The organism is Nonomuraea sp. N2-4H (assembly GCF_045291505.1).
Taxonomy (GTDB): Bacteria; Actinomycetota; Actinomycetes; order Streptosporangiales; family Streptosporangiaceae; genus Nonomuraea; species Nonomuraea fastidiosa.
This window is the reverse complement of the sequence record NZ_CP147987.1, coordinates 1,208,497-1,229,859: the sequence shown is the minus strand read 5'-3', so window position 1 is coordinate 1,229,859 and position 21,363 is coordinate 1,208,497. Positions and strand designations below refer to the sequence as shown.

Sequence of the window (21,363 nt, the reverse complement as noted above, 5' to 3'; positions counted from 1 at the left end):
TCTACGCAAGCGGCCCCGGCGATGCAATCGCATTATGTTCCGCCGCTTGTTGAACCGCGTCAGGGCGGCCGGCCGTACCACCTGCCGACGGACTGAGAAAGGGGAATGATGCGAACCAGCACGTATCCCCCGTCCTCGGCCGAGGAAGCCGTACCGTCGGGCAAGCCGCGCTTACGCCACTGGATCCGGCGCGTACGCCCGGACGACGAGGTGGTCGTGTCCGCGCTTTACCGGGAGTACCACAGGCCGCTGCTGGCCTTCGTGATCCGGCTGACCGCGGGCGATCGGCAGTGGGCGGAAGACGTGGTGCAGGAGACGATGATCAGGGCGTGGCGGAGTGCGGAGCGGCTCGACCCTGACTCGGTCTCGTTGATGCCCTGGCTCGCCACGGTCGCCAGACGTATCGTGATCGATGATCGGCGGCGGAAGGACGCCCGGCCGCAGGAGTCGGGCGCCGGACCGCTGGAGAGCCTGCCCGTTCCCGACGAGATGGAGGGACTGCTGCATCAGGTCGTCGTGGCCGAGGCGCTGAAGGCGCTGTCGCCGGCACATCGCGAGATCCTCAACGAGACGATCCTGCGGGACCGGTCGGTCAACGACGCCGCCGCGGCCCTCGGCATCCCCGTGGGCACCGTGAAGTCCCGCGTCTACTACGCCGTCCGCGCGCTCCGCATCGCATTGGAGGAGAGGGGGGTGACGGCGTGACTTCGAGAGTCGAGCACACGGACGTGGGCGCCTACGCGCTCGGGCTGCTGGACGAGGACGACCGGCTGGCGTTCGAGGCGCACCTGCTGGGCTGCAATTCGTGCCGCTACGAGCTGCACGAGCTGTCGGGCGTGGCGAACGTGCTGCACGGCATCGGCCCTGTCGAGGACCTCGGCCCCCCTTCCGATGACCGCCGCTCCGACGTGGTGAGCCTGCTGCGGCGCAAGCGCGCGGCCGACCGGCGGGCGCGCAGGGGGACGTTCGTGATCGGCATGGCGGCGGCGGTCACGCTGGTGGCCGGAGGGCTGGTGGTCGGCACGCAGCTCGACGCGGGCGAGGCCGCGCCGCTCGCGCAGGGCCGAAGCGGTGAGATGAGTACGCACATGGGCACCGCGGAGCAGTTCTACGCCGAGGGCCGCCCGATCCAGGGCAAGGGCGTGGACGGCGTCACCGGGGGGCTGGTGGTCGAGTCGAAGAAGTGGGGCACGCACGCGGCGCTGAAGCTGGCGGGCGTCAAGGGGCCTCTGGAGTGCGAGCTGATCTCGGTCGCCAAGTCGGGTGAGCGCCGGGTGATGACCGGGTGGTCCGTACCTCCAGCCGGGTACGGAGTGCCGGGGTCGCCGGACCCGCTCTACATGCACGGTGGCAGCGCGACGCGGCTTGCGGACATCGACTACTTCGAGGTGGTCACCTCGGACGGCAGGCGGCTGCTCACCATCGAGACCTGACCCGCCGCCGTTCACGGCGGCGCGCCGCGTACGCGGCCACGATCGGCGGGCGGGGCATTCCGGCCACGCCCCGCTCGCGAACAGCGCCCCGCCGCGCATGGGAGCCCGTGCGGCGGGGCGCTTGGCCGTCTCCGGTGGCCACCGCGCCCCTGACGGGCGTGGTGGTACGCGGCTCTTACAGGCCCGGGGCGGGGAACTGCGAGGTCAGCTCGGTGACCTCGTTGCGCACGCGGTTGATGACGTCTTCCGCGTCGCCCTTGGCCACGGCCGAGACGACCTCGTCGATCCAGGCGCCGATCTGCCGCATCTCGTTCTCGCCCATGCCGCGCGAGGTGACGGACGGCGTGCCGATGCGGATGCCGGACGGGTCGAACGGCTTGCGCGGGTCGAACGGGACCGTGTTGTAGTTGGTCTCGAGACCGGCGCGGTCGAGCGCCTGCGCGGCCGGCTTGCCGCCGATGCCCTTGGGCGTGAGGTCGAGCAGGATGAGGTGGTTGTCGGTGCCGCCGGAGACGAGGTCGAAGCCGCGCGCGGACAGCTCGTCGGCCAGCGCCTTGGCGTTGCGCACGATCTGGTGCGCGTACTCGCGGAACTCCGGCTGGGCGGCCTCGTGGAGCGCGACCGCGATGGCGGCGGTGGTGTGGTTGTGCGGGCCGCCCTGCAGGCCGGGGAAGACGGCCTTGTTGAGCGCGGTGGCGTGCTCGTCGGTCATCGACATGAGCATCGCGCCGCGCGGGCCGCGCAGCGTCTTGTGGGTGGTCGTGGAGATCACGTCGGCGTGGCCGACCGGCGACGGGTGTGCGCCGCCCGCGACCAGGCCCGCGATGTGGGCGATGTCGGCCGCGAGCACGGCGCCGACCTCGCGGGCGATCGAGGCGAAGCCCTCGAAGTCGATGGTGCGCGGGATCGCGGTGCCGCCGCAGAAGATGAGCTTCGGCCGGTGCTGCAGGGCCAGCTCGCGGACCTCGTCGAGGTCGATGCGGCCGGTGTCCTTGCGCACGCCGTAGCGGACCGGGTTGAACCACTTGCCGGTGGCCGAGACCGACCAGCCGTGGGTGAGGTGGCCGCCGAACGGCAGGCCCATGCCCATCACGGTGTCGCCGGGCTGCAGGAACGCCATGTAGACGGCGAGGTTGGCGGGCGAGCCGGAGTAGGGCTGGACGTTGGCGTGGTTGACGCCGAACAGCGACTTGGCGCGCTCGATGGCGAGGGTCTCGATCTGGTCGATGACCTGCTGGCCTTCGTAGTAGCGCTTGCCCGCGTAGCCCTCGGAGTATTTGTTGGTCAGCACCGTGCCGGTGGCCTCGAGCACGGCCTTGGACACGTAGTTCTCGGACGCGATCAGCTTGACGGTGTCGGCCTGGCGACGCTCTTCAGCCTGGATGAGCTGGGCGATCTGCGGGTCGACGCTAGCGAGAGAACCCATGACTCTCCTGTCATCGTTGACGATCTGCGAAGACCCAGGCGCACGGCCTCCGCTCCTTTCGCTCCCTGGTGGTCGTTCCCACCTGATGCGCCAGTCGCGTCTCGCCCTAGACGATAGCGGATGTGACAGGCCCCTGATCCTTGGTGATCAGCACGCCGGCGAAGCGTGCCAGGTTCTTCACGCCTCTTCGACGGCCACGTGCCTGAACAGGCCGAAGAGCCTCAGGTTGACGTCCACGTGGTCGGCGTCCTCGGGCAGGCCCTCGAAGACGGCCCAGAGCTGGAGCTGCTCGCCCTGGTGAAAGAAGCCTCCAGGGACGGTGGCGCACCGGCAATGGCCTTCGTCGATCACCGGGTAGAGCGCGTCGCCCACGCCCGGCGGAACGATCGACACCTGTGACACCGTGGAGTCGCGAGCGTTCCTGCCCAACTTGCGATAGATGAGGGGTTCCTCTTTCCCGACATTCTTCACGGTCCACTGCAGGCGGGCGGCCTTGCCCTGGCGGACCAGGGAGTCGATGGTGACCTCGAACGTGGTGCCGAGCGCATCCACCTTGTGGGTCGCCTCAGGCGTGCCGGGCACGGGTCCCGGCCGCTCCCAAGGACGTACGGCGACGAGCGCGGCGGCCGCGCCCACGACGGCGGCGAGCACGCCCACGACGAGTACCGGCCAGAGCCTGCGCCGGGGAGCGCCCTGCTGCCGGGTCGCGGACGTCCCGGCGGGCACAGGCGGCCCTGCCTGCGGTCCGGACGGCCTGACCTCGGGCCGGTTGAGCGGGAGGACGACCGGCGTCCACGTCTCGGAGACGGCCTGCGTGGCCGCGGCCACCGGCACCTGCGAGCGGCCCAGCAGCGTGTCGATGAGCTGCTGGGCGGTCGGCCGGCGGGCCGGGTCCTTGTCCAGCGCCCGCTCGACCAGCGGCCGCACCCGCTCGTCGAGCCCGTCGAGCCGGGGCGCGTGGTTGATCATGCGGTAGATGACCTCGGGCACGCCTCCGGTGCCGAACGGCGGCCTGCCGGTGCCCGCGTACGCCACCAGCGAGCCCCAGGAGAAGATGTCGCTCGCCGGCGTCACGTGCTCGCCCCGAGCCTGCTCGGGCGACATGTACGCGGGCGTCCCCATCGAGCTGGCGACGGTCGCCACCGCGCCCGAGGCGTCGGCGAGCTGTGCGATGCCGAAGTCGATGACGCGCGGCCCGAGCGGGCTGAGCAGCACGTTGGACGGCTTGAGGTCGCGGTGGACGACCCCCGCGGCGTGGATGGCGGCCAGGGCGGTGGCCACGCCGACGGCGAGCGCCTCCAGGTTCGCGCCGGTGAGCGGCGCCCGCGAGACCACCGCCGACAGATCGGGGCCCTCGACGTATTCAGTGACGATGTAGGCGATGCCGTCGTGGAACCCGGCGTCCAGCACGGGTGCGGTGCAGAACCTCGCGACCCGCCGCGCGGCCTCGCTCTCCTTGCCGAACCTGCGCCGGAACTCCTCCTGCCCGGCCAGGTCGGCGCGCATCATCTTGAGCGCGACCTGCCGTCCCGCAGGATCGTGGGCGAGGTGCACGACGCCCATGCCGCCCTCGCCGAGCTTCTTCACCAGGGTGTAGGGACCGACCCGCTGTGGCGATTCCATCGAGGGGATTATTCCGGACACCCCAGGCGGAAGGAACGCTATTTGGTCCGGCTCACGCCGGGCCAGAGCCGGTCGACCTCCGCGTTGAGTATGGCGCCGATGAGCACGGCGAGCGCGGTGATGTAGAGCCACAGCAGCAGCGCGATGGGCGCGGCCAGGGAGCCGTACACGGAGACGGGCGAGAACCAGGCGGCCAGCACCTCGCGCAGCACGGCCGCGCAGACGATCCACAAGAACAGCGCCAGGATGGCGCCGGGCAGCTCGCGGTACCACTTCGTGCGCACGGGCACGCTGACGTGGTACAGCACGGTCAGGAAGAGCACGGAGCCGACGATGACGACCGGCCAGTAGGCCACGTCCACCAGGACGCCGTAGTCGGCGGGCAGGGCGTCCTTGATGAGCGTGGGCCCGACGACGAGGATCGGCATGACGATGATGCCGATGATGAGGCCCACGACGTACAGGCCGAACGACATGAGGCGGGTGCGGATGATGCCGCGCTCCTCCCCCAGCCCGTACGCGACGGATATCAGGTCGACGTAGACATAGAGCGCCCGCGAGCCCGACCAGAGCGAGAGCAGGAAGCCCAGCGAGATGATCGACACCTTGCCGGCGTCGTCGCTGAGCACGTCGGTGATGAGCGGGTTGATGACCTTGTCGACGGCGTCCTCGGTGAACAGCAGGGCGGCCTGCTGGATGACCCAGGTCTTCACCTCGCCGACGACGCCGGGGCCGAGCCACGTGCCGAGCTTGCCCAGCACGCCGATCAGCCCCAGCACGAACGGCGGCAGCGACAGCAGCGCGAAGAAGGCCGCTTCACCGGCCAGACCGGTCACGCGATAGGTGACGCCGGCGTTCGTGGCGGCGCGCACGATCGCCCACGACTTGGTGTCGAGCACCCAGCTGAGCCTGGCCCTCGCATGGGTGACGAGCCCTCGTTTGGGCCGGGGAGGGGCTTCGGTGGACGTCATGGCACCCAACGGTATTAGCAGTGACTCTTCGCCACAGCTTACGTCCCGCGACGAGCACCTGACCTAGTGGTCATCGACGATGCGCGCCCCCAGCGGCAGGAGGGAGATGGGGACGAGTTTGAGGTTGGCGATGCCCATGGGGATGCCGATGATGGAGATGAACAGCGGGATCGACGTCAGCACGTGGCCGATGGCCAGCCAGATGCCCGCGAAGATGAGCCAGATGATGTTGCCGATCGTCGTGAACGCGCCGGCGTCGGGGTCGCGCACGACGGTCCTGCCGAACGGCCACAGCGCGTACGCAGCGATCCTGAACGAGGCGATGCCGAACGGGATCGTGATGATGAGGATGTAGCAGATGATCCCGGCCAGCGCATAGCCCGCGGCCAACCAGATGCCTGCGAAGATGAGCCAGATGACGTTCAGAATTGTGCGCATGTTTACAGGATGTCATCGATCATGCCGTTCGCGTCATCCGGAATGACCCTGAACTCACCCTTGCTTGGGCGCGCGCCCCTTGCCAGGCGGCCCGGCGAACGCCTGGGCGATCTCCATCCAGGCCCTTGCGGGCTCGCCGATCAGCTCGAGGCCGGTGTCGGACAGGTGGGCGCGCTGGGTGACGGCCAGGCAGAAGCCGAGCAGCGTCCCGCGTACGGCGGAGGGCGCGGCATCGGGGCCCGCGGTCCAGGTGCCGCCGCCCGGCATCGTCAGCTCCACGCGTACGGGGTCGTCGGGCACGGGCAGGCCGCGTACGGCGAAGCTGTACGGCCTGGCGCGGTAGCCGAGCATGGCGACGTGCCGCAGCCGGTCGGTCGGCTCCCGTTCGACGCCGAGCGCGTCGGCGACGTCCTGGCCGTGCGCCCACGTCTCCATGAGCCGGGCGGTGACGAACGAGGCGGCCGACATCGGCGGCCCGAACCACGGCACCCGGTCCCGCGCGTCCAGCCCCTCGAACACCTCCAATGCGCGCGTCCGCGCCGTGCCGAACCAGGCGAGCAGTTCGGCGGGCGGGGTGCCGCGCGACTCGGCCACGAGGTCGTCCACCATGTCCGGCCCCGCGCCCGGGCCCGTGCCGGCGGCCAGCGCGGCGAAGGCATCGGGGTCGGTGGCGGCGAGCACGGCCGCGTCGTCGAACCACGCCAGATGGCTCACCTGGTCGCGCACCGCCCACCCCTCGGCGGGGGTCGGCCGCTCCCAGCCGTCGTCGTCCGCGGGCGGCAGCAGCGCGAGCAGCGCGCGGGTCTCGGCGCGCAGGTCACCGACGAGCTCGGCCATGAGGTTCATAATGCAAGCGTGATCTGCCAGAGCTGCAAGGACAAGCGCCACGAGGAATGCCGAGGCGGCTCGTGGTGCGACTGCCAGCACCGCGAGCAGGCGCTGCCGAAGGATTCGAAGCTCGCCTGGCCGCGCCAGGGCTGACGGGACGACAGGACACTATCCCACACTCTGGACCCCGTCTTGGACATCTCGGACAGCCAGAGTACTCTCGAACCATGCCAGCGGACCCCATGCTCGTCGGTCGACGCCACGTCGACCTTCAGCGTGTCCGCAGTGCCATCTGTTGCGACGCCCGTTAACCGACATTCGTTTTCCCGCTGAGCGCGTCGCACTCCTTTCTCACCAGCCCTGGGTCTCGATGACGAGCCCAGGAGGACGTTGCGCGCGCCCATGATCAGAAGGACGCGCAATGAGCACCCCTGCCAGCCGCACTCCTGCCAGCCGGCACCACAGACGCCCGCGCGGCGAAGGCCAGTGGGCTCTCGGTTACCGTGAGCCGCTCAACAAGAACGAAGAGAACAAGAAGAACGACGACGGGCTCAACGTCCGGCAACGGATCATCGACATCTACGCCAAGCGGGGCTTCGACTCGATCGACCCCGCCGACCTGCGCGGCCGCTTCCGCTGGTACGGCCTCTACACCCAGCGCAGGCCCGGCATCGACGGCGGCAAGACCGCCGTACTGGAGCCGGAGGAGCTGGACGACCGCTACTTCATGCTGCGCGTGCGCATCGACGGCGGCCAGCTCAACCTGGCCCAGCTGCGTACGATCGCCGACATCTCCAACGAGTACGCCCGCGGCACCGCCGACCTGACCGACCGCCAGAACATCCAGCTCCACTGGGTGGAGATCGAGTCGGTGCCCGACATCTGGGAGCGGCTGGAGGCCGTCGGGCTGTCCACCACCGAGGCGTGCGGCGACACCCCGCGCGTCATCATGGGCTGCCCGCTGGCCGGCATCGACGCCGACGAGGTCATCGACGCCAGCGACCAGATCAGGGACATCCACGACCGGGTGATCGGCAACCCGGCCTACTCCAACCTGCCGCGCAAGTTCAAGACCGCGCTGAGCGGCTGCCCCGCCCACTGCACCGTGCACGAGATCAACGACGTGGCGTTCGTGGGCGTGGTCAACGAGCGCGGCGAGGCGGGCTTCGACCTGTGGGTCGGCGGCGGGCTGTCCACCAACCCGATGCTGGCCAAGCGGCTCGGCGTGTTCGTCACCCCCGACAAGGTCGCCGACGTGCACGAAGGCGTCGTCGGCATCTTCCGCGACTACGGCTACCGGCGGCTGCGCCACCGCGCCAGGCTCAAGTTCCTGGTCAACGACTGGGGCACGGAGAAGTTCCGCCAGGTCCTGGAGACCGAATACCTCAAGGAGCCGCTGCCCGACGGGCCCGCGCCCGAGCAGCCGCGCGGCAGCCGCCGCGACCACGTCGGCGTCTTCCAGCAGAAGGACGGCAACTACTACGTGGGCTTCGCGCCCAAGGTGGGCCGGGTGGACGGCGACAAGCTGCGCGTCATCGCCGACATCGCCGAGCGGCACGGCTCCGACCGGGTGCGCACCACGGTCGAGCAGAAGATGGTCATCCTCGACATCGCGCCCGACAAGGTCGACTCCGTCGTGGCCGAGCTGGAGGCCAACGATCTGCAGGTCAACCCGTCCACGTTCCGCCGCCAGACGATGGCCTGCACCGGCATCGAGTACTGCAAGCTCGCCATCGTCGAGACCAAGACCACCGCGATGGACCTCATCGACGAGCTGGAGCGGCGGCTGCCCGACTTCGACCAGCCGCTGACCATCAACGTCAACGGCTGCCCCAACTCCTGCGCCCGCATCCAGGTCGCCGACATCGGGCTGAAGGGCCAGCTCGTCGTGGACGAGAACGGCGACCAGGTCGAGGGCTTCCAGATCCACCTGGGCGGCTCTCTCGGCGTGAACTCGGGCTTCGGCAGGAAGGTGCGCGGGCTGAAGACCACCGCCAAGGCGCTGCCCGACTACGTGACGCGCGTCGTGTCCAACTACGACAGCCAGAAGAAGGAAGGCGAGTCGTTCGCCGACTGGGTGCAGCGAGCAGACGAGGCCGACCTGAAATGACCGAACGAGCGGTTCCCTTCCACTGCCCCTACTGCGGTGACGAGGACCTTGAGCCGTACGAGCCCGCCGAGGGCGGTCGCGCCGGGTCCGGGACGGGCGGCGGCTGGTACTGCCGCGCCTGCGCTCGTGCCTTCAAGCTGAGTTTCCTGGGGATCGGAGTGAAGATATGACGCTCGTCGACGTGGAGATCGGGCTGAGAGAGCAGCGCGGCGTGCTCGACCTGCAGGGCATCGTGGAGTCCGCCGCCAAGTTCCTTGAGGACGCCCCCGCCCGCGAGGTCATCCGGTGGGCGGCGGCGACGTTCGGCGACCGGCTGTGCCTGACCTCCTCGATGAGCGACGCACTCCTCATCGACCTGGTGAGCAGGGTCAAGCCCGGCGTGGACGTGTTGTTCATCGACACCGGCTATCACTTCGCCGAGACCATCGGCACCCATGACGCGGTGCGGCAGGTCTACGACGTCAACGTGATCGACGTCAAGCCGTCGCGCACGGTCGAGGAGCAGGACCGCGACCTCGGGCCGCGGCTGTTCGGGCGCAACCCTGATCTGTGCTGCTACCTGCGCAAGGTCGAGCCGCTGAACCGCGCGCTGGAGCCGTACCTGGCGTGGATCTCCGGCATCCGCCGCGACGAGTCGCCCAGCAGGGCCGGTGTGAAGGTCGTGGAGTGGGACGCCAAGCGGCAGATGGTGAAGGTCAACCCCATCGCCGGCTGGACGCAGGAGGACGTCGACAACTACATCGCCGACAACGGGGTGCTGATCAACCCGTTGCACTACGACAACTACCCCTCGATCGGCTGCGCGCCGTGCACGCGGCAGGTCGCCGAGGGAGAGGATCCGCGCAGCGGACGCTGGGCGGGCCTGAGGAAGGTCGAATGCGGCATTCACCTGTGATCCCCGGCGGGGGACCCGTCCCGTTGGCAGGCGGGACGGCCTCCGGCCGCGTGCCACTGGTGGCGGTGGCCCACGGATCGCGCGATCCGCGTGCCGCCGCCACCGTGGCCGCGTTGCTCGGCCAGGTGCCGCTGGACGTGCGAGTGGCCTACCTCGACCACTGCGCGCCGTCGCTGCAGCAGGCGCTGAGCGGGCTGCGCACGGCGGTGGTGCTGCCGCTGCTGCTCACCGAGGCCTACCACAGCCGGGTGGACCTGCCCGCGGCGCTCGCCGAGGCCCGCGGGCGCGACCCCCTGCTGCGGGTCGGCTACGGGCGCACGCTCGGCCCGCACCCGCTGCTGCTGCCCGCGCTCGAACGGCGGCTCGCCGAGGCGGGCGTGCCCGCGGGCGACCTCGGCACGGCGGTGGTGCTGGTGTCGGCGGGTTCCAGCGACGCCAGGGCCAACGCCGTGGTGGCGGAGACGGCGCGGGTGTGGCGGCGGTCCGGCTGGTGGACCGTGACGCCCGCGTACGCCTCGGCCGCCCGGCCCACCCCCGCGCAGGCGGTGGCCGCGCTCAAGCGGGCGGGGGCGCCGCGCGTGGTCGTGGCCCCGTACCTGCTGGCTCCGGGCTTCTTCGCCGACAAGGTGCGGCGCGAGACGCTGGAGGCGGGCGCGGACGCGGTGGCCGACGTGCTGGGAGCGGCGCCCGAGCTGGCGGAGGTGCTGCTCGAACGGTACGAGGACGCGCTGCGTCAGCCGGTGGCGCTGGCCGGCTGACCCTGCTACGGTGCCCGGCCGCTCACGGCGGCCGGCCGGGCCGGTGGCGCCGCCCCTTGACCGGGGCCTGCCGGGGCCGTCAGTAGCCGTAGTGGCGGCCGTCGCCGTCGCGAAGCTGCCTGCGCAGCTCGCGGGCCTCGGCGCGGACCTGGCGGCTGATCTCGCGCCAGTCCTCACCGTGCAGCTGCCGCCAGTGCTCGCGCCAGGCGGCGAAGCCGCGCTGCAGCGGCTTGACGTGCGAGTCGCCGACCACCTTGACGTCGCCCATCACCGCGTACGCCTGCACGCGCACCACGGGGACGTTCACGCCTGGCGCGGCCTGCGCGACCTTGACCTTCTTGTCGCCCATGACGGCGACGCCGTCGATGTCGACGTTCACGCCGTCGGGGACGATGATCTTCACGTCGCCCATCAGGGCGACGGCCATGATGTCCACCTGGTCGGTGCGGACCTCGGCCTCGCGCAGGTCGAGCACCACGTCGCCCATCATCGCGACGGCGCCGAGCTCCTGGTCGATGCGCCAGGTGCCGCGCCGCTTGGAGTCGCCCATGACGGCGACGAACCAGCGCCGCTTCTTGCCGCCCTGCCCTGCGGGTGCGGGCGGGCGCACGCCGCCTGACGGCAGGTCCTGGGTGAGCATGGCCAGCTCGGCGTGCGTTCGCGCGGTGTAGGCGGCCTCGGTGCGGTCGGTCAGCTCGGCCAGGGTGAGCCTGCCCTCGACCGAGGCGATGCGCAGCTGCTCGACGACGGCTTCGCGCTCGGCGTCCGACGCGCGCAGCTCCCCAGGATCAGTCATGTTCGCAACATATCGCGTTTCCGCCCGGGCGATCCTCCTCCCTGGGGAGGAATAACTTGATACCTCGAAACATGCATATTTCTGGTCAGACGTGAACCAACCGATGGGCGAGGCGCGTACCACGCCATGACACGGGACCCCGGTCTGGTCCGGGGCGCGGCCGGACCAGGCTAGGGTCCCTGTCATGCATGAGGAACAGCTCTACCGCGCGGCGTTGCACGGCGAGACCGAGACCGTCGGCAAGCTGCTCGCCAGCGGCGCCGATCCCAACAGGGCCAGCGAGGGCGAGGAAGGCGGCCTGCCGCTCTGCGCGGCCGCCGCCTGGGACCGCACCGAGGTGGCCACCGCGCTGCTGGAGGCCGGCGCCGAGGTCGACGGCCGCGAGGCGGGCGGCTGGACGGCGCTGCTGTGGGCCGCGGCCAACGGCAACGCCGCCGTCGCCAGGGTGCTGATCGAGGCGGGAGCCGACGTCGACGCCACCAACGGCGACGGCGACACCCCGCTCACCCTGGCCGCCAGGCGCGGCGCGCTGGGCGTCGTGCAGACGCTGCTGGAGGCGGGGGCCGACCACGAGAAGTACGACGGTGACGGCGACACGCCGCTGGAGATCGCCCTCGACTGGGTCGGCGTGCACCTGGAGAGCGCGCTGCTCGACCAGATCGAGCAGGAGGGCTGGGAGTACGTCGTCGCCCGCCAGTACGCCAAGGACGGCACCGAGCTGGTGACCGTGGCGGGGCGCTCGGCCGACGGCTCCGAGAGCGAGCAGGTGCAGGCTCAGCGCGGCCACGCCGCCATCGCGACCCTGCTGGAGGACGCGGCGGGCGTCCACACGCCGGTGGAGCAGCTCGTGGCGCGGGCCCTGGCGCACCGCGACGTGGACGAGGACGCCGAGACCTGGTGGATCGTGGCCGACACGCTGGCCAAGCGGGCCGACGACGAGACCTACGAGGCGCTGGCCAGGCTGTGCGTGAGCGAGGACGCCAGGGAGCGGGAGTTCGGCGTCGACGCCATCGCGCAGTTCGGGTTCTCCGACGGCGAGAAGCCGTACCTGGAAAGGACGCTGCCGCTGCTGCAGAAGATGGTCACGACCGAGAGCAACCCGCAGGTGCTGCGCTCGGTGCTGGCCGCGCTCGGCCACCAGGGCGACCCTCGCGCGCTGCCGTACGTGCTGGACATCATCGGACGCCCCGATCACAAGCGCACGATGACCGACGCCATCGCGCTGGCCGACGTGCTGCCGCCCGATCACGAGGAGGGGCTGGCGCTGCTGATCTCGATGACCGAGGACGACAACGCCGAGATCCGCGACTGGGCCACCGCCGGGCTCGCCGGGCTCGACGCCGACACGCCGCAGATCAGGGAGGCGCTGGCGGCCCGGCTGTCCGACTCCGACCTGCGCACGGTGGCCGAGGCCACCCGCGGGCTGGCCGTGCGCGGCGATGAGCGCGCCGCCCAGGGCGCCGCGCGGGTGCTGGCCGAGAGCGACGACGAGTACGCGAGGGACCTCGTCTCGGAGCAGCCTTCCTGAGCGCCCCTCCCCTGCCGCGCGCCCTGCTGAGGGCCCGCGTGTGCGGTCAGCCGCCGTTGAGCACGCGGGTCACCCAGTCCAGGGTCCCCGTGCTCAGCGCCTCCTCCGCCAGGCGCTTGCCCGTCGTCGTGGTGATCGCCGCGAGCGAGCTGTCGATCCAGCCCTGCACGTTCTGGTGACCCTGCTCGCGGTACTCCACGGCCTGGATGAGGCACTCCAGCTTGTCTGCGTCGCGCGCGCAGACGGCTTCGAGGCTGGCCTTCTCCTCGTATTCGGCCACCGCGTCGCGCAGCATGCCGGCCACCTCGGCGGGCACGCCGCGCACCTGGTCGGCGGTGACCTCCTCGTTGGGCGCCGGCTTGAGGTAGAGCTTGCCGACGTACGGGATGTCGGTGATGCGCGTTTCCTGAGTGTCGTGGAACAGGCTCATGAACGCGGCCCGCTCCGGGTTCGCCCCTTCGAGCCTGGCGATCACGGCGGCTATGACGGCCGCGCGGAACGAGTGCTCGGCGATGCTCTCGGGGTCGCGTACCCCGGCCACCAGCCAGCCCGTCCGCTTATAGCGTTTGAGCAGCCCGAACTCGTACAGCAGGTCGGCCAGACCGGTCGTGTCGTCACCCGCCATGGGGACCCCCTCTCGTCTCGTGCCGCCATCCGGAGGACGCCGCGTCCGGTTGTACGTCCGGTTGTGCGTCCGTTCGCGGCGTCCTCCGGTCAACTGGTCGAGGATTGGCAAGCCTACGTCGCCGCTCCCCGATCGCGGCGTCCGGCCCTGTGTCAGGCGCGCGTCGTCAGTCCCAGTCGCCGTCGCGCCAGTCGTTGCCCCAGTCGCTCCTCAGGCCGTTGCGCCAGCTGTCCCACGGCGCCCAGTCGTCGTAGCGCGGCTTCTCCTTGAAGATCGGCCGTTCCTTGATGGGCTTCACCGGCTTGACGGGCTTATACGGCTTGTACGGATTGTGCGGCTTGTATGGATTGTGCGGCTTGTGCGGTTTGACCGGCTTGAACTTGATCGGCTTGACCGGCTTGTGGGGCCGCTTCGGCGGCACCTGGGGCGGCTGCTCAGGCGGCTCCGGCTCTTCCTGCTCCGGCTCCTCGGGCCTCGGGGCCTCGCGGGCGGGCTCGTGCCGCCGGTCGTCGTGGCGGTGGCCGCGGAAGTGGTGCTCCTCGTGGAACTCGTGGTCGTGGTGGTGATGGTGGTGGTGTCCCCACCAGGGGCGGCCCCACCAGTACGGCCCGCAGCGCTTGCCGCACTTGAGCACCGGCTTCTCGCCGGAGGCGTGACCGGCGGCGACGGGGACGACGGGCGCGCCCGCGCTCGCTCCGGCGATCCCCTGGCCGAAGGGAAGGACCATGACGCCGGCCGCGGTGCCGGCCAGCGCGAGGGTGGCGAGACGCCGGCGCAGCGCTGGGCCATGTGGTTGATGCGATTGAACGTGCATTTCTTACCGCCCTGGGTAGAACGACCCGAAATCCAATACGGCAGCCGTAGATCGTGATCTTCACGGTGTTGCCGCTGGTCGTGTGGCGTGACGCGAAGAGCCGCCGCGATCATGTCGAGTTGTGACACAAGACCAGGCCGCGGCGGCTCGTGCCGTCACCGTAGCGCATACCGAGCACGCCGCTCTACACCAGGAACTCATGGCCCGGATAGCGCCCTGCTTCCCCCGCCGTGAAAGCCGCGCCACCTGCGCACAGATGCTGGCGGGGCTGCTGATGGAACTGGAGGACAAGAACTGCTGGACCCTGGCCGAGGCGGCCGGACACCCCACCCCAGACCGACTCCAGCACTTCCTGGCCCGCGCCTCCTGGGACGAGCAGCAGGTCACCGCCCAAGCCGCCCGATGGGCGATCGAGCACCTGGACGACGGCGACCCCGACCACGCCGTACTGATCATCGACGAGACCGCCGACGCCAAGTCCTCCACCGACGCCGCCGCAGCCGCCCGCCAATACAGCGGCACCCTCGGCGGTGTCGCGTTATGCCAGGTCGCAGTCCACCTGGCGTACGCCACCCCACGCGGGCACACCATCCTCGACCGCGCCCTCTACCTGCCCGCAAGCCGCGCAGCCGACGACGAACACCGCGAGCTGGCCCACATCCCCGAACAGACCATGTTCGCCACCAAACCCCAGCTCGCCGGCGACCTGCTCCAACGCGCGCACGCGACCGGCATACGCGCCGCCTTCGTCACCGGGGACGAGGTATACGGCGGCCGTGAGCTACGCACCCTGATCCGCACCCTGCTCCTGGGCTACGTGCTGGCGGTCCGCTCCAGCACCACGATCATCACCCACGCTGGACGCACCCTCGCCGCCAAAGACGCCGCCACGCTCATCCCCGCCGGCGCATGGATGCGGCTGCGCACCGGCAGCGGCACCAAAGGCACCCGCCACTACGACTGGGCGATGCTGGCCATCCGACCCGACGACACCCCCGACGAGCACGACCCCGGACACGCCGCCCTGCTGATCCGCCGCCACCGCTACACCGGCCAGATGTCGTTCTACCGCTGCTGGAGCCCGCACCCGGTGCCGCTGGCCCGCCTGATTCACGTCGCCACGTCCAGATGGCGCATCGAAGAAGATCATCAACTTGCCAAGCAGACCTGCGGCCTGGACGCCGGACAGGTCATCCGCTGGCGCTCTTGGCACCGCTGGAGCACCATGGCCTTGCTCGCCTACGCCTTCATCGCCGTGGCCACCGCCTACCAGCGTCAACTTGACGGTCCCCTCGCCGAGCATCTCGGCCTGGTCGCCATCGCCATCCCCGAACTGCTCCGCCAACTGCGCGGCGTCGTCATCCCCGACCCACGACGGGACCCCGAGCACCGTCTGACCTGGTCCATCTGGCGGCGACGGCACCAATATCGAGCGCGCCTCTGCCACCAGCGATGGCATACCTACGCCGAGACAACACCATGATCACAACAATCTACGGCTGCCGTATCCAAGGCTCCGTTTATCGGAGCACTTGGACAGGGGCAGACGTACCCGTGCACAGAATCGCGTTTACCCGTACCGATCCAAACAACCCGTCAAATCCTTAAGGTTCGGCGAAGGGGTCGTTGTACCAGACTTTTGGGGGTTGGTAATCAAGTTTCGGGCGGCGATGCGGTAATAGGCGAACGCCCGCACCTTTTCCATTTACGGATAAGTGCGATGTGTGGAATTAGTCCAATTTCGCGGGCTTAAGGGGCAGAACGGGCGGGCGCGCGGCGCGCCTGGGGTCGCAGGCGCGCGGGCGTTCCCGGACGACGAGGAAGGAGCGGGATGACCCCGCCCCGCGAGATTCTTTCGCGTCGCGATAGTGTCGTCTTGCAGAACGCGACGGAGGGAACACGCATGGCCACCACGCGCACCGCCACAACACAGTGGAAAGGCGCCCTGCTCGACGGTTCGGGCACCGTCTCTCTCGACACGTCGGGCGTCGGCACGTTCGAGGTCTCGTGGCCGTCCAGGGCCGAGGCCGCCAATGGCAAGACCTCCCCCGAGGAGCTCATCGCCGCCGCGCACTCCTCCTGCTTCTCGATGGCGCTCGCGCACGGCCTCGCCGGGGCCGGCACGCCGCCCGAGTCGCTGCGCACCAGCGCCGACGTGACGTTCCAGCCGGGCGAGGGCATCACCGGGATCGTGCTGAACGTCCAGGGCCGGGTGCCCGGCCTCACCGCCGAGCAGTTCCAGCAGGCGGCCGAGAACGCCAAGGCCGGCTGCCCGGTCAGCAAGGCGCTCGCCGGCACCACGATCACGCTCAAGGCCGAGCTGCTCTGACCCCGGCCCGATCTTCTTACTGATTAGCGATCAGACCGTTGCGCGACCAAGAGCGCTCGCGCGTGCGACAATCGGGTCACATGCGTGAGGTCTGGCCGGGCGAGCCCTATCCACTCGGCGCCACCTGGGACGGCGTGGGCACAAGTTTCGCGGTGTTCTCCGAGGTCGCCGAGCGGGTCGAGCTGTGCCTGTTCCATGACGACGGCACCGAGGAGCGGATCGACCTGCCCGAGGTCGACGGTTTCGTCTGGCACGGCTACCTTCCTGGCATCCAGCCGGGGCAGCGCTACGGCTATCGCGTGCACGGCCCGTACGACCCGTCGCAGGGCCACCGGTGCAACCCCGCCAAGCTGCTGCTCGACCCCTACGCCAAGGCCATCGACGGCGAGCTGACCTGGAACCAGGCGCTGTTCCCCTACTACTTCACCGACCCGAGCCGGCGCAACACCGAGGACAGCGCGCCCTACATGCCGAAGAACGTCGTGATCAACCCGTTCTTCGAGTGGGGCAACGACCGGCCGCCGCGCATCCCGTACCACCAGACCGTGATCTACGAGGCCCACGTGCGCGGGCTGACGATGCGACACCCCGACGTGCCGCCCGACCTGCGGGGCACGTACGCGGGGGTCGGGCATCCGGCGATCATCGAGCACCTGCTGTCGCTGGGCGTGACGGCGGTCGAGCTCATGCCGGTGCACCACTACATCCCCGAGCACTTCCTGGTGGCCCGCGGGCTGACCAACTACTGGGGCTACAACACCATGGCCTACCTCGCCCCGCACAGCGGCTACTCCGGCTCCGGCACGCGGGGCGAGCAGGTGCTGGAGTTCAAGGCGATGGTGAAGGCGCTGCACGAGGCCGGCATCGAGGTCATCCTCGACGTGGTCTACAACCACACGGCCGAGGGCGACCACATGGGGCCGACGCTCGGGTTCAGAGGCATCGACAACGCCGCCTACTACCGCCTGCACGACGGCGACCGGCGCTACTACCTCGACTACACCGGGTGCGGAAACTCGCTCAACGTGCGCTCGCCGCACGCGCTGCAGCTCATCATGGACTCGCTGCGCTACTGGGTGCTGGAGATGCACGTCGACGGTTTCCGCTTCGACCTGGCGTCGGCGCTGGCCAGGGAGCTGCACGACGTCGACCGGCTGAGCGCGTTCTTCGACCTCATCCAGCAGGATCCGGTGATCTCGCAGGTCAAGCTCATCGCGGAGCCGTGGGACGTCGGGCCCGGTGGTTATCAGGTCGGAAACTTCCCGCCATTGTGGACGGAGTGGAACGGGAAATACCGCGACATCGTACGAGATTTCTGGCGGGGCACCCATTCCGCGCTGCCGGAGTTCGCCTCCCGCCTGACCGGCTCAGCCGACCTGTACGAGTCCTCCGGCCGCCGACCCGTCGCCTCCATCAACTTCGTCACCTGCCACGACGGCTTCACGCTCACCGACCTCGTCTCCTACGACCACAAGCACAACGAGGCCAACGGCGAGGACAACCGCGACGGCACCAACGACAACCGCTCCTGGAACTGCGGCGCCGAGGGCCCCGTGGAGGACCCCCAGATCGTCACCCTGCGCCGCCGCCAGCGCCGCAACTTCCTGGCCACGCTGTTCCTGTCGCAGGGCGTGCCGATGCTGTCCCACGGCGACGAGATCGGCCGCACCCAGCGGGGCAACAACAACGCCTACTGCCAGGACAACGAGCTCGCCTGGATCGACTGGTCCCACGTGCACACCGAGGCGGAGCTGCTGGAGTTCGTACGCGCGCTGTCGAAGCTGCGCCGCGAGCACCCCGTCTTCCAGCGGCGGCGCTTCTTCCACGGCCGCCATCCCGACGACGGCAGGCGCGACCTGGTGTGGCTGACGCCCGGCGGACGCGAGATGACGGCCGGCGACTGGCACATCAGCTACGCCAAGTCGCTCATGGTCTATCTGAACGGCGACGCCATCACCGAGCCGGGGCCCCGGGGCGAGCGCATCGTGGACGACTCGTTCCTGCTGCTCATCAACGCCCACCACGAGAACCTGTCGTTCACGCTGCCCGGCGAGGAGTTCGGCACCGGGTGGGTGCCGGTGCTCGACACCACCCACGACACGATCCAGGACGTCTACGAGGACGAGCGCTGGTCGGCGGGCGACGTGGTCGCGGTCACGGCGCGTTCGCTGCAGGTGCTGCGCCAGCCCCGCCAGAACGGTAAGCCGCTCTGAGCGGCGGGGCCGCTGTTCGGTCTCGGCGGGGGTGACGGCAGGTCAGGGCGGTGGCGCCGCCGGCGCCCCGGCGAGGTCAGAAGAACCGGGCAGCGCTGTAGGGCCCCGGCGAGGTCAGAAGAGCCGGGCGGCGTTGCCGGGCCCCGGCGAGGTCAGAAGGACCGGGCGGCGCTGGCGCTCAGGAACACGAGTGTGAACGCGGTGACGCCGGCCACGCCGTGCAGGGTCACGGCGAGCGCGGGGAAACCGCGCGCTGCCGTGGTGTGCCGGCTGGCGCCGAGCCAGCGGGTGAACATCACGAACCCCAGCAGCGCGGCGGCCGCCAGGCCGGCGAACGCGGCCCAGACCAGCGCCCGGTTGCCGGTGATCAGCCCGCCGGCCCAGCAGGCCAGCGCGGTCACGGCCAGCGCCGGATGTGAGACGACGAGCGCGGCGGGGAACCTGGTGACCTTCGCGCGCTTCAGCCCGCCGCCGGTGAGCCCGTATGACAGCAGGTAGATTCCGGCGATCGCGGCGATCGTCCACGCGACGGCGGTGGCCAGGCTCACGGCGTCCCCCTCTTCCTGTCAGCCCATCCCCTATGGGCACGTTAAGCAAAGAATTGGTAAGAAGTCCGCCGATTCACGAAAGTACTATCCTGTCCCGAATCCGGGCTCGGAGCCGATTGTCGGTGCGCTGTGCCAAGGTAGAGGGGTGCGGCGCATCTATCCCGACATTCAGGACAACCCAGACATTGCGCAGGCGTACGCGTACCCCGGCGACCGGCCGTGGCTGCGCGTCAACATGGTCGCGAGCGCCGACGGCGCCGCCTGGCTCCAAGGCCGGTCGGGGCCGCTGTCCAGCAAGGGCGACCGGCGCATCTTCCAGACGCTGCGCGGGCTGGCCGACGTGATCCTCGCGGGCGCCGCCACCGTGCGCAAGGAGGGCTACGGCCCGGTCCCGCCGCGCGACTGGTGGGCCGAGCACCGCGAGGGCAGGCCCGAGGTGCCGCCCATCGCCGTGATCAGCCGCGGCCTGGCGCTCGATCTCGACGGTGAGCTGTTCACCGACGCGCCGAGCCGCACCATCGTCATCACCTGCGAGGCCGCGCCGCAGGAGCGGCGCAGGCTGGCGGCCAAGTGCGCCGACCTGGTGGTGGCCGGTGACGCGAGCGTCGACATGCGGCTGGCCGTCACGGCGCTGCACGAGCGGGGTCTGACCCGCGTGCTGTGCGAGGGCGGCCCGCGCATCAACGCCCAGCTCTCCGCGCGCGGCCTGGTCGACGAGCTGTGCCTGACGATCAGCCCGATGCTGGTCGGCGGCGGCGCCGCCCGCATTCTCAACGGCGAGCCCGCGCAGGTCGGCCTCCGGCTCGAGCACGTGCTGGAGGAGGACGGCGTGCTCTTCTGCAGATACACAAGGGAGCGAAGCCATGAGTGACGAGCCGACCGCCGGGCCGGGTGGGGCCGAGGAAGAACCGCCGCCGGTGCCCGGCCTGCCGGTGCGGCCGCCCGTGCCGCCCATGCTGGCCAAGCCGGTCAAGGCCATGCCGGAGCAGGACGGCACGCTGTTCTACGAGCCGAAGTGGGACGGCTTCCGCTGCATCGTCTTCCGCGACGGCGACGAGGTCTATCTCGGCAGCCGCAACGAGCGGCCGTTCACGCGCTACTTCCCCGAGCTGGTCGAGGCGGCGCGGGCCGAGCTGCCCGACAAGGTCGTCATCGACGGCGAGATCGTGCTGCCCATGGGCAGCCAGCTCGACTTCGACGCGCTCCAGCAGCGCATCCACCCCGCCAAGTCGCGGGTGCAGATGCTGTCGGAGCGCACGCCCGCGCAGTTCGTCGCCTTCGACCTGCTGGCGCTGGGCGACGAGTCGCTGATGGAGCTGCCGTTCGCGGAGCGCAGGGCGCGACTCGAAACGCTCTTCCCCCAAAAGGGCGGCTCCATCAGGCTCACCCCGGTCACGAAAGACCAGGGGCAGGCGGGCGAGTGGTTCGAGATGTTCGAGGGCGCCGGGCTCGACGGCATCATCGTCAAGCCGGGCGACCAGCCGTACGTGCCCGACAAGCGCACGATGTTCAAGGTGAAGCACGAGCGCACGGCCGATGTCGTGGTGTGCGGCTACCGCGAGCACAAGTCGGGGCCCATCGTCGGTTCGCTGCTGCTCGGCCTCTACGGCGACGACGGGCGGCTGCACCACGTCGGGGTGGCGGCCTCGTTCCCGATGAAGCGCAGGGCCGAGCTGGTCGAGGAGCTCAAGCCGTACATCGCGGAGCTGAGCGAGCACCCGTGGGGCCACTGGGCCGAACAGGCGGCGGCCAACATCGGCCAGCCGGCGGCCGGGCCGTCCAGGGGCGGGCAGCGGGTGCCCGGCGCGGTGTCGCGGTGGAACGCCAAGAAGGACCTGTCGTTCATCCCGCTGCGGCCCGAGCTGGTGATCGAGGTGGCCTATGACCAGATGGAAGGCGACCGGTTCCGGCACACCGCGCAGTTCCGCCGCTGGCGTCCCGACCGCACCCCTGAGTCGTGCACGTACGAGCAGCTTGAGCGTCCGGTGCATTACAACCTTGAGGACATCCTTGTGCGCTAGCAGATGT

At 70.1% G+C, this 21,363-nt stretch carries 22 protein-coding genes; 13 read left to right on the top strand and 9 right to left on the bottom strand.

Annotation, left to right across the window (positions count from 1 at the left end; translation table 11 throughout):
• Positions 1-216 precede the first annotated feature (216 nt).
• Both WBK31_RS05635 and WBK31_RS05630 read left to right on the top strand, forming a co-directional pair.
• A complete protein-coding gene (locus WBK31_RS05635; RefSeq protein ID WP_378790126.1) occupies positions 217-705 on the top strand; it encodes a sigma-70 family RNA polymerase sigma factor in 489 nt (162 codons plus the stop codon).
• Positions 702-1,433, top strand: a complete 732-nt coding sequence (locus WBK31_RS05630) for an anti-sigma factor family protein (RefSeq protein WP_406674420.1) — start codon at positions 702-704, stop codon at positions 1,431-1,433. Before WBK31_RS05635 ends, WBK31_RS05630 begins: the two co-directional genes overlap by 4 nt.
• A 175-nt stretch (positions 1,434-1,608) precedes the next feature.
• On the opposite strand, the gene glyA is transcribed toward WBK31_RS05630, so the two are convergent.
• The 5 genes from glyA to WBK31_RS05605 form a co-directional block, all read right to left on the bottom strand.
• Positions 1,609-2,859, bottom strand: coding sequence for a serine hydroxymethyltransferase (gene glyA, locus WBK31_RS05625; protein ID WP_378784445.1), 1,251 nt, complete (start codon positions 2,857-2,859; stop codon positions 1,609-1,611).
• 177 nt (positions 2,860-3,036) lie between these two features.
• Positions 3,037-4,482, bottom strand: a complete 1,446-nt coding sequence (locus WBK31_RS05620) for a serine/threonine-protein kinase (protein ID WP_406674419.1) — start codon at positions 4,480-4,482, stop codon at positions 3,037-3,039.
• A gap of 38 nt (positions 4,483-4,520) precedes the next feature.
• The gene (locus tag WBK31_RS05615; protein WP_378784448.1) at positions 4,521-5,453 is read right to left on the bottom strand and encodes a YihY/virulence factor BrkB family protein; all 933 of its coding nucleotides are present in this window, start codon (positions 5,451-5,453) and stop codon (positions 4,521-4,523) included.
• A gap of 63 nt (positions 5,454-5,516) precedes the next feature.
• Entirely contained in the window at positions 5,517-5,891 is a 375-nt protein-coding gene (locus tag WBK31_RS05610; protein ID WP_378784449.1) for a YccF domain-containing protein, read from the bottom strand.
• A 54-nt stretch (positions 5,892-5,945) separates the two neighbouring features.
• Positions 5,946-6,728: a TIGR03084 family metal-binding protein gene (locus tag WBK31_RS05605; protein ID WP_364067412.1), complete on the bottom strand. Its 783-nt coding sequence runs from the start codon at positions 6,726-6,728 to the stop codon at positions 5,946-5,948.
• An 18-nt stretch (positions 6,729-6,746) separates the two neighbouring features.
• Between WBK31_RS05605 and WBK31_RS05600 the strand changes: the two genes are divergently transcribed.
• The 5 genes from WBK31_RS05600 (at position 6,747) to WBK31_RS05580 (ending at position 10,482) form a co-directional block, all read left to right on the top strand.
• Positions 6,747-6,872 carry a hypothetical protein gene (locus WBK31_RS05600; RefSeq protein WP_378790275.1) on the top strand — a complete coding sequence of 42 codons (126 nt, stop codon included), beginning with the start codon at positions 6,747-6,749 and terminating at the stop codon, positions 6,870-6,872.
• Between the two features lie 74 nt (positions 6,873-6,946).
• Positions 6,947-7,030: a putative leader peptide gene (locus WBK31_RS05595; protein ID WP_311132608.1), complete on the top strand. Its 84-nt coding sequence runs from the start codon at positions 6,947-6,949 to the stop codon at positions 7,028-7,030.
• A gap of 110 nt (positions 7,031-7,140) precedes the next feature.
• Complete coding sequence (locus WBK31_RS05590; RefSeq protein ID WP_364067411.1) at positions 7,141-8,829, top strand: nitrite/sulfite reductase; 1,689 nt, start codon at positions 7,141-7,143, stop codon at positions 8,827-8,829.
• A 166-nt stretch (positions 8,830-8,995) separates the two neighbouring features.
• Positions 8,996-9,724: a phosphoadenylyl-sulfate reductase gene (locus WBK31_RS05585; RefSeq protein ID WP_406674418.1), complete on the top strand. Its 729-nt coding sequence runs from the start codon at positions 8,996-8,998 to the stop codon at positions 9,722-9,724.
• Positions 9,725-9,783: 59 nt separating this feature from the next.
• Positions 9,784-10,482 (top strand): sirohydrochlorin chelatase, encoded by a 699-nt coding sequence (locus tag WBK31_RS05580; protein ID WP_406674417.1) that lies wholly within the window; start codon positions 9,784-9,786, stop codon positions 10,480-10,482.
• 79 nt (positions 10,483-10,561) lie between these two features.
• Here the strand turns inward: WBK31_RS05580 and WBK31_RS05575 are convergent, their stop codons facing one another.
• Positions 10,562-11,278 carry a DUF1707 domain-containing protein gene (locus WBK31_RS05575; protein ID WP_406674416.1) on the bottom strand — a complete coding sequence of 239 codons (717 nt, stop codon included), beginning with the start codon at positions 11,276-11,278 and terminating at the stop codon, positions 10,562-10,564.
• 184 nt (positions 11,279-11,462) lie between these two features.
• Between WBK31_RS05575 and WBK31_RS05570 the strand changes: the two genes are divergently transcribed.
• A complete protein-coding gene (locus WBK31_RS05570; protein ID WP_364067407.1) occupies positions 11,463-12,806 on the top strand; it encodes an ankyrin repeat domain-containing protein in 1,344 nt (447 codons plus the stop codon).
• 46 nt (positions 12,807-12,852) lie between these two features.
• On the opposite strand, the gene WBK31_RS05565 is transcribed toward WBK31_RS05570, so the two are convergent.
• Both WBK31_RS05565 and WBK31_RS05560 read right to left on the bottom strand, forming a co-directional pair.
• Positions 12,853-13,431, bottom strand: coding sequence for an HD domain-containing protein (locus tag WBK31_RS05565; protein ID WP_364067406.1), 579 nt, complete (start codon positions 13,429-13,431; stop codon positions 12,853-12,855).
• 166 nt (positions 13,432-13,597) lie between these two features.
• Positions 13,598-14,158, bottom strand: a complete 561-nt coding sequence (locus tag WBK31_RS05560) for a hypothetical protein (RefSeq protein WP_378784451.1) — start codon at positions 14,156-14,158, stop codon at positions 13,598-13,600.
• 286 nt (positions 14,159-14,444) lie between these two features.
• On the opposite strand from WBK31_RS05560, the gene WBK31_RS05555 reads away from it, so the two are divergent.
• From WBK31_RS05555 to glgX, 3 genes are all read left to right on the top strand, one after another.
• Positions 14,445-15,728 carry an IS701 family transposase gene (locus WBK31_RS05555; RefSeq protein ID WP_364070937.1) on the top strand — a complete coding sequence of 428 codons (1,284 nt, stop codon included), beginning with the start codon at positions 14,445-14,447 and terminating at the stop codon, positions 15,726-15,728.
• A gap of 420 nt (positions 15,729-16,148) precedes the next feature.
• Positions 16,149-16,574, top strand: a complete 426-nt coding sequence (locus tag WBK31_RS05550) for an OsmC family peroxiredoxin (protein WP_364067403.1) — start codon at positions 16,149-16,151, stop codon at positions 16,572-16,574.
• Between the two features lie 80 nt (positions 16,575-16,654).
• The gene (glgX, locus tag WBK31_RS05545; protein ID WP_364067402.1) at positions 16,655-18,787 is read left to right on the top strand and encodes a glycogen debranching protein GlgX; all 2,133 of its coding nucleotides are present in this window, start codon (positions 16,655-16,657) and stop codon (positions 18,785-18,787) included.
• Between the two features lie 152 nt (positions 18,788-18,939).
• Here glgX and WBK31_RS05540 read toward each other — a convergent pair whose 3' ends face one another.
• Entirely contained in the window at positions 18,940-19,335 is a 396-nt protein-coding gene (locus WBK31_RS05540; RefSeq protein WP_406674415.1) for a hypothetical protein, read from the bottom strand.
• Positions 19,336-19,480: 145 nt separating this feature from the next.
• On the opposite strand from WBK31_RS05540, the gene WBK31_RS05535 reads away from it, so the two are divergent.
• Complete coding sequence (locus tag WBK31_RS05535; protein ID WP_364067399.1) at positions 19,481-20,206, top strand: pyrimidine reductase family protein; 726 nt, start codon at positions 19,481-19,483, stop codon at positions 20,204-20,206.
• The gene (locus tag WBK31_RS05530; RefSeq protein ID WP_364067398.1) at positions 20,199-21,356 is read left to right on the top strand and encodes an ATP-dependent DNA ligase; all 1,158 of its coding nucleotides are present in this window, start codon (positions 20,199-20,201) and stop codon (positions 21,354-21,356) included. Before WBK31_RS05535 ends, WBK31_RS05530 begins: the two co-directional genes overlap by 8 nt.
• Positions 21,357-21,363 lie beyond the last annotated feature (7 nt).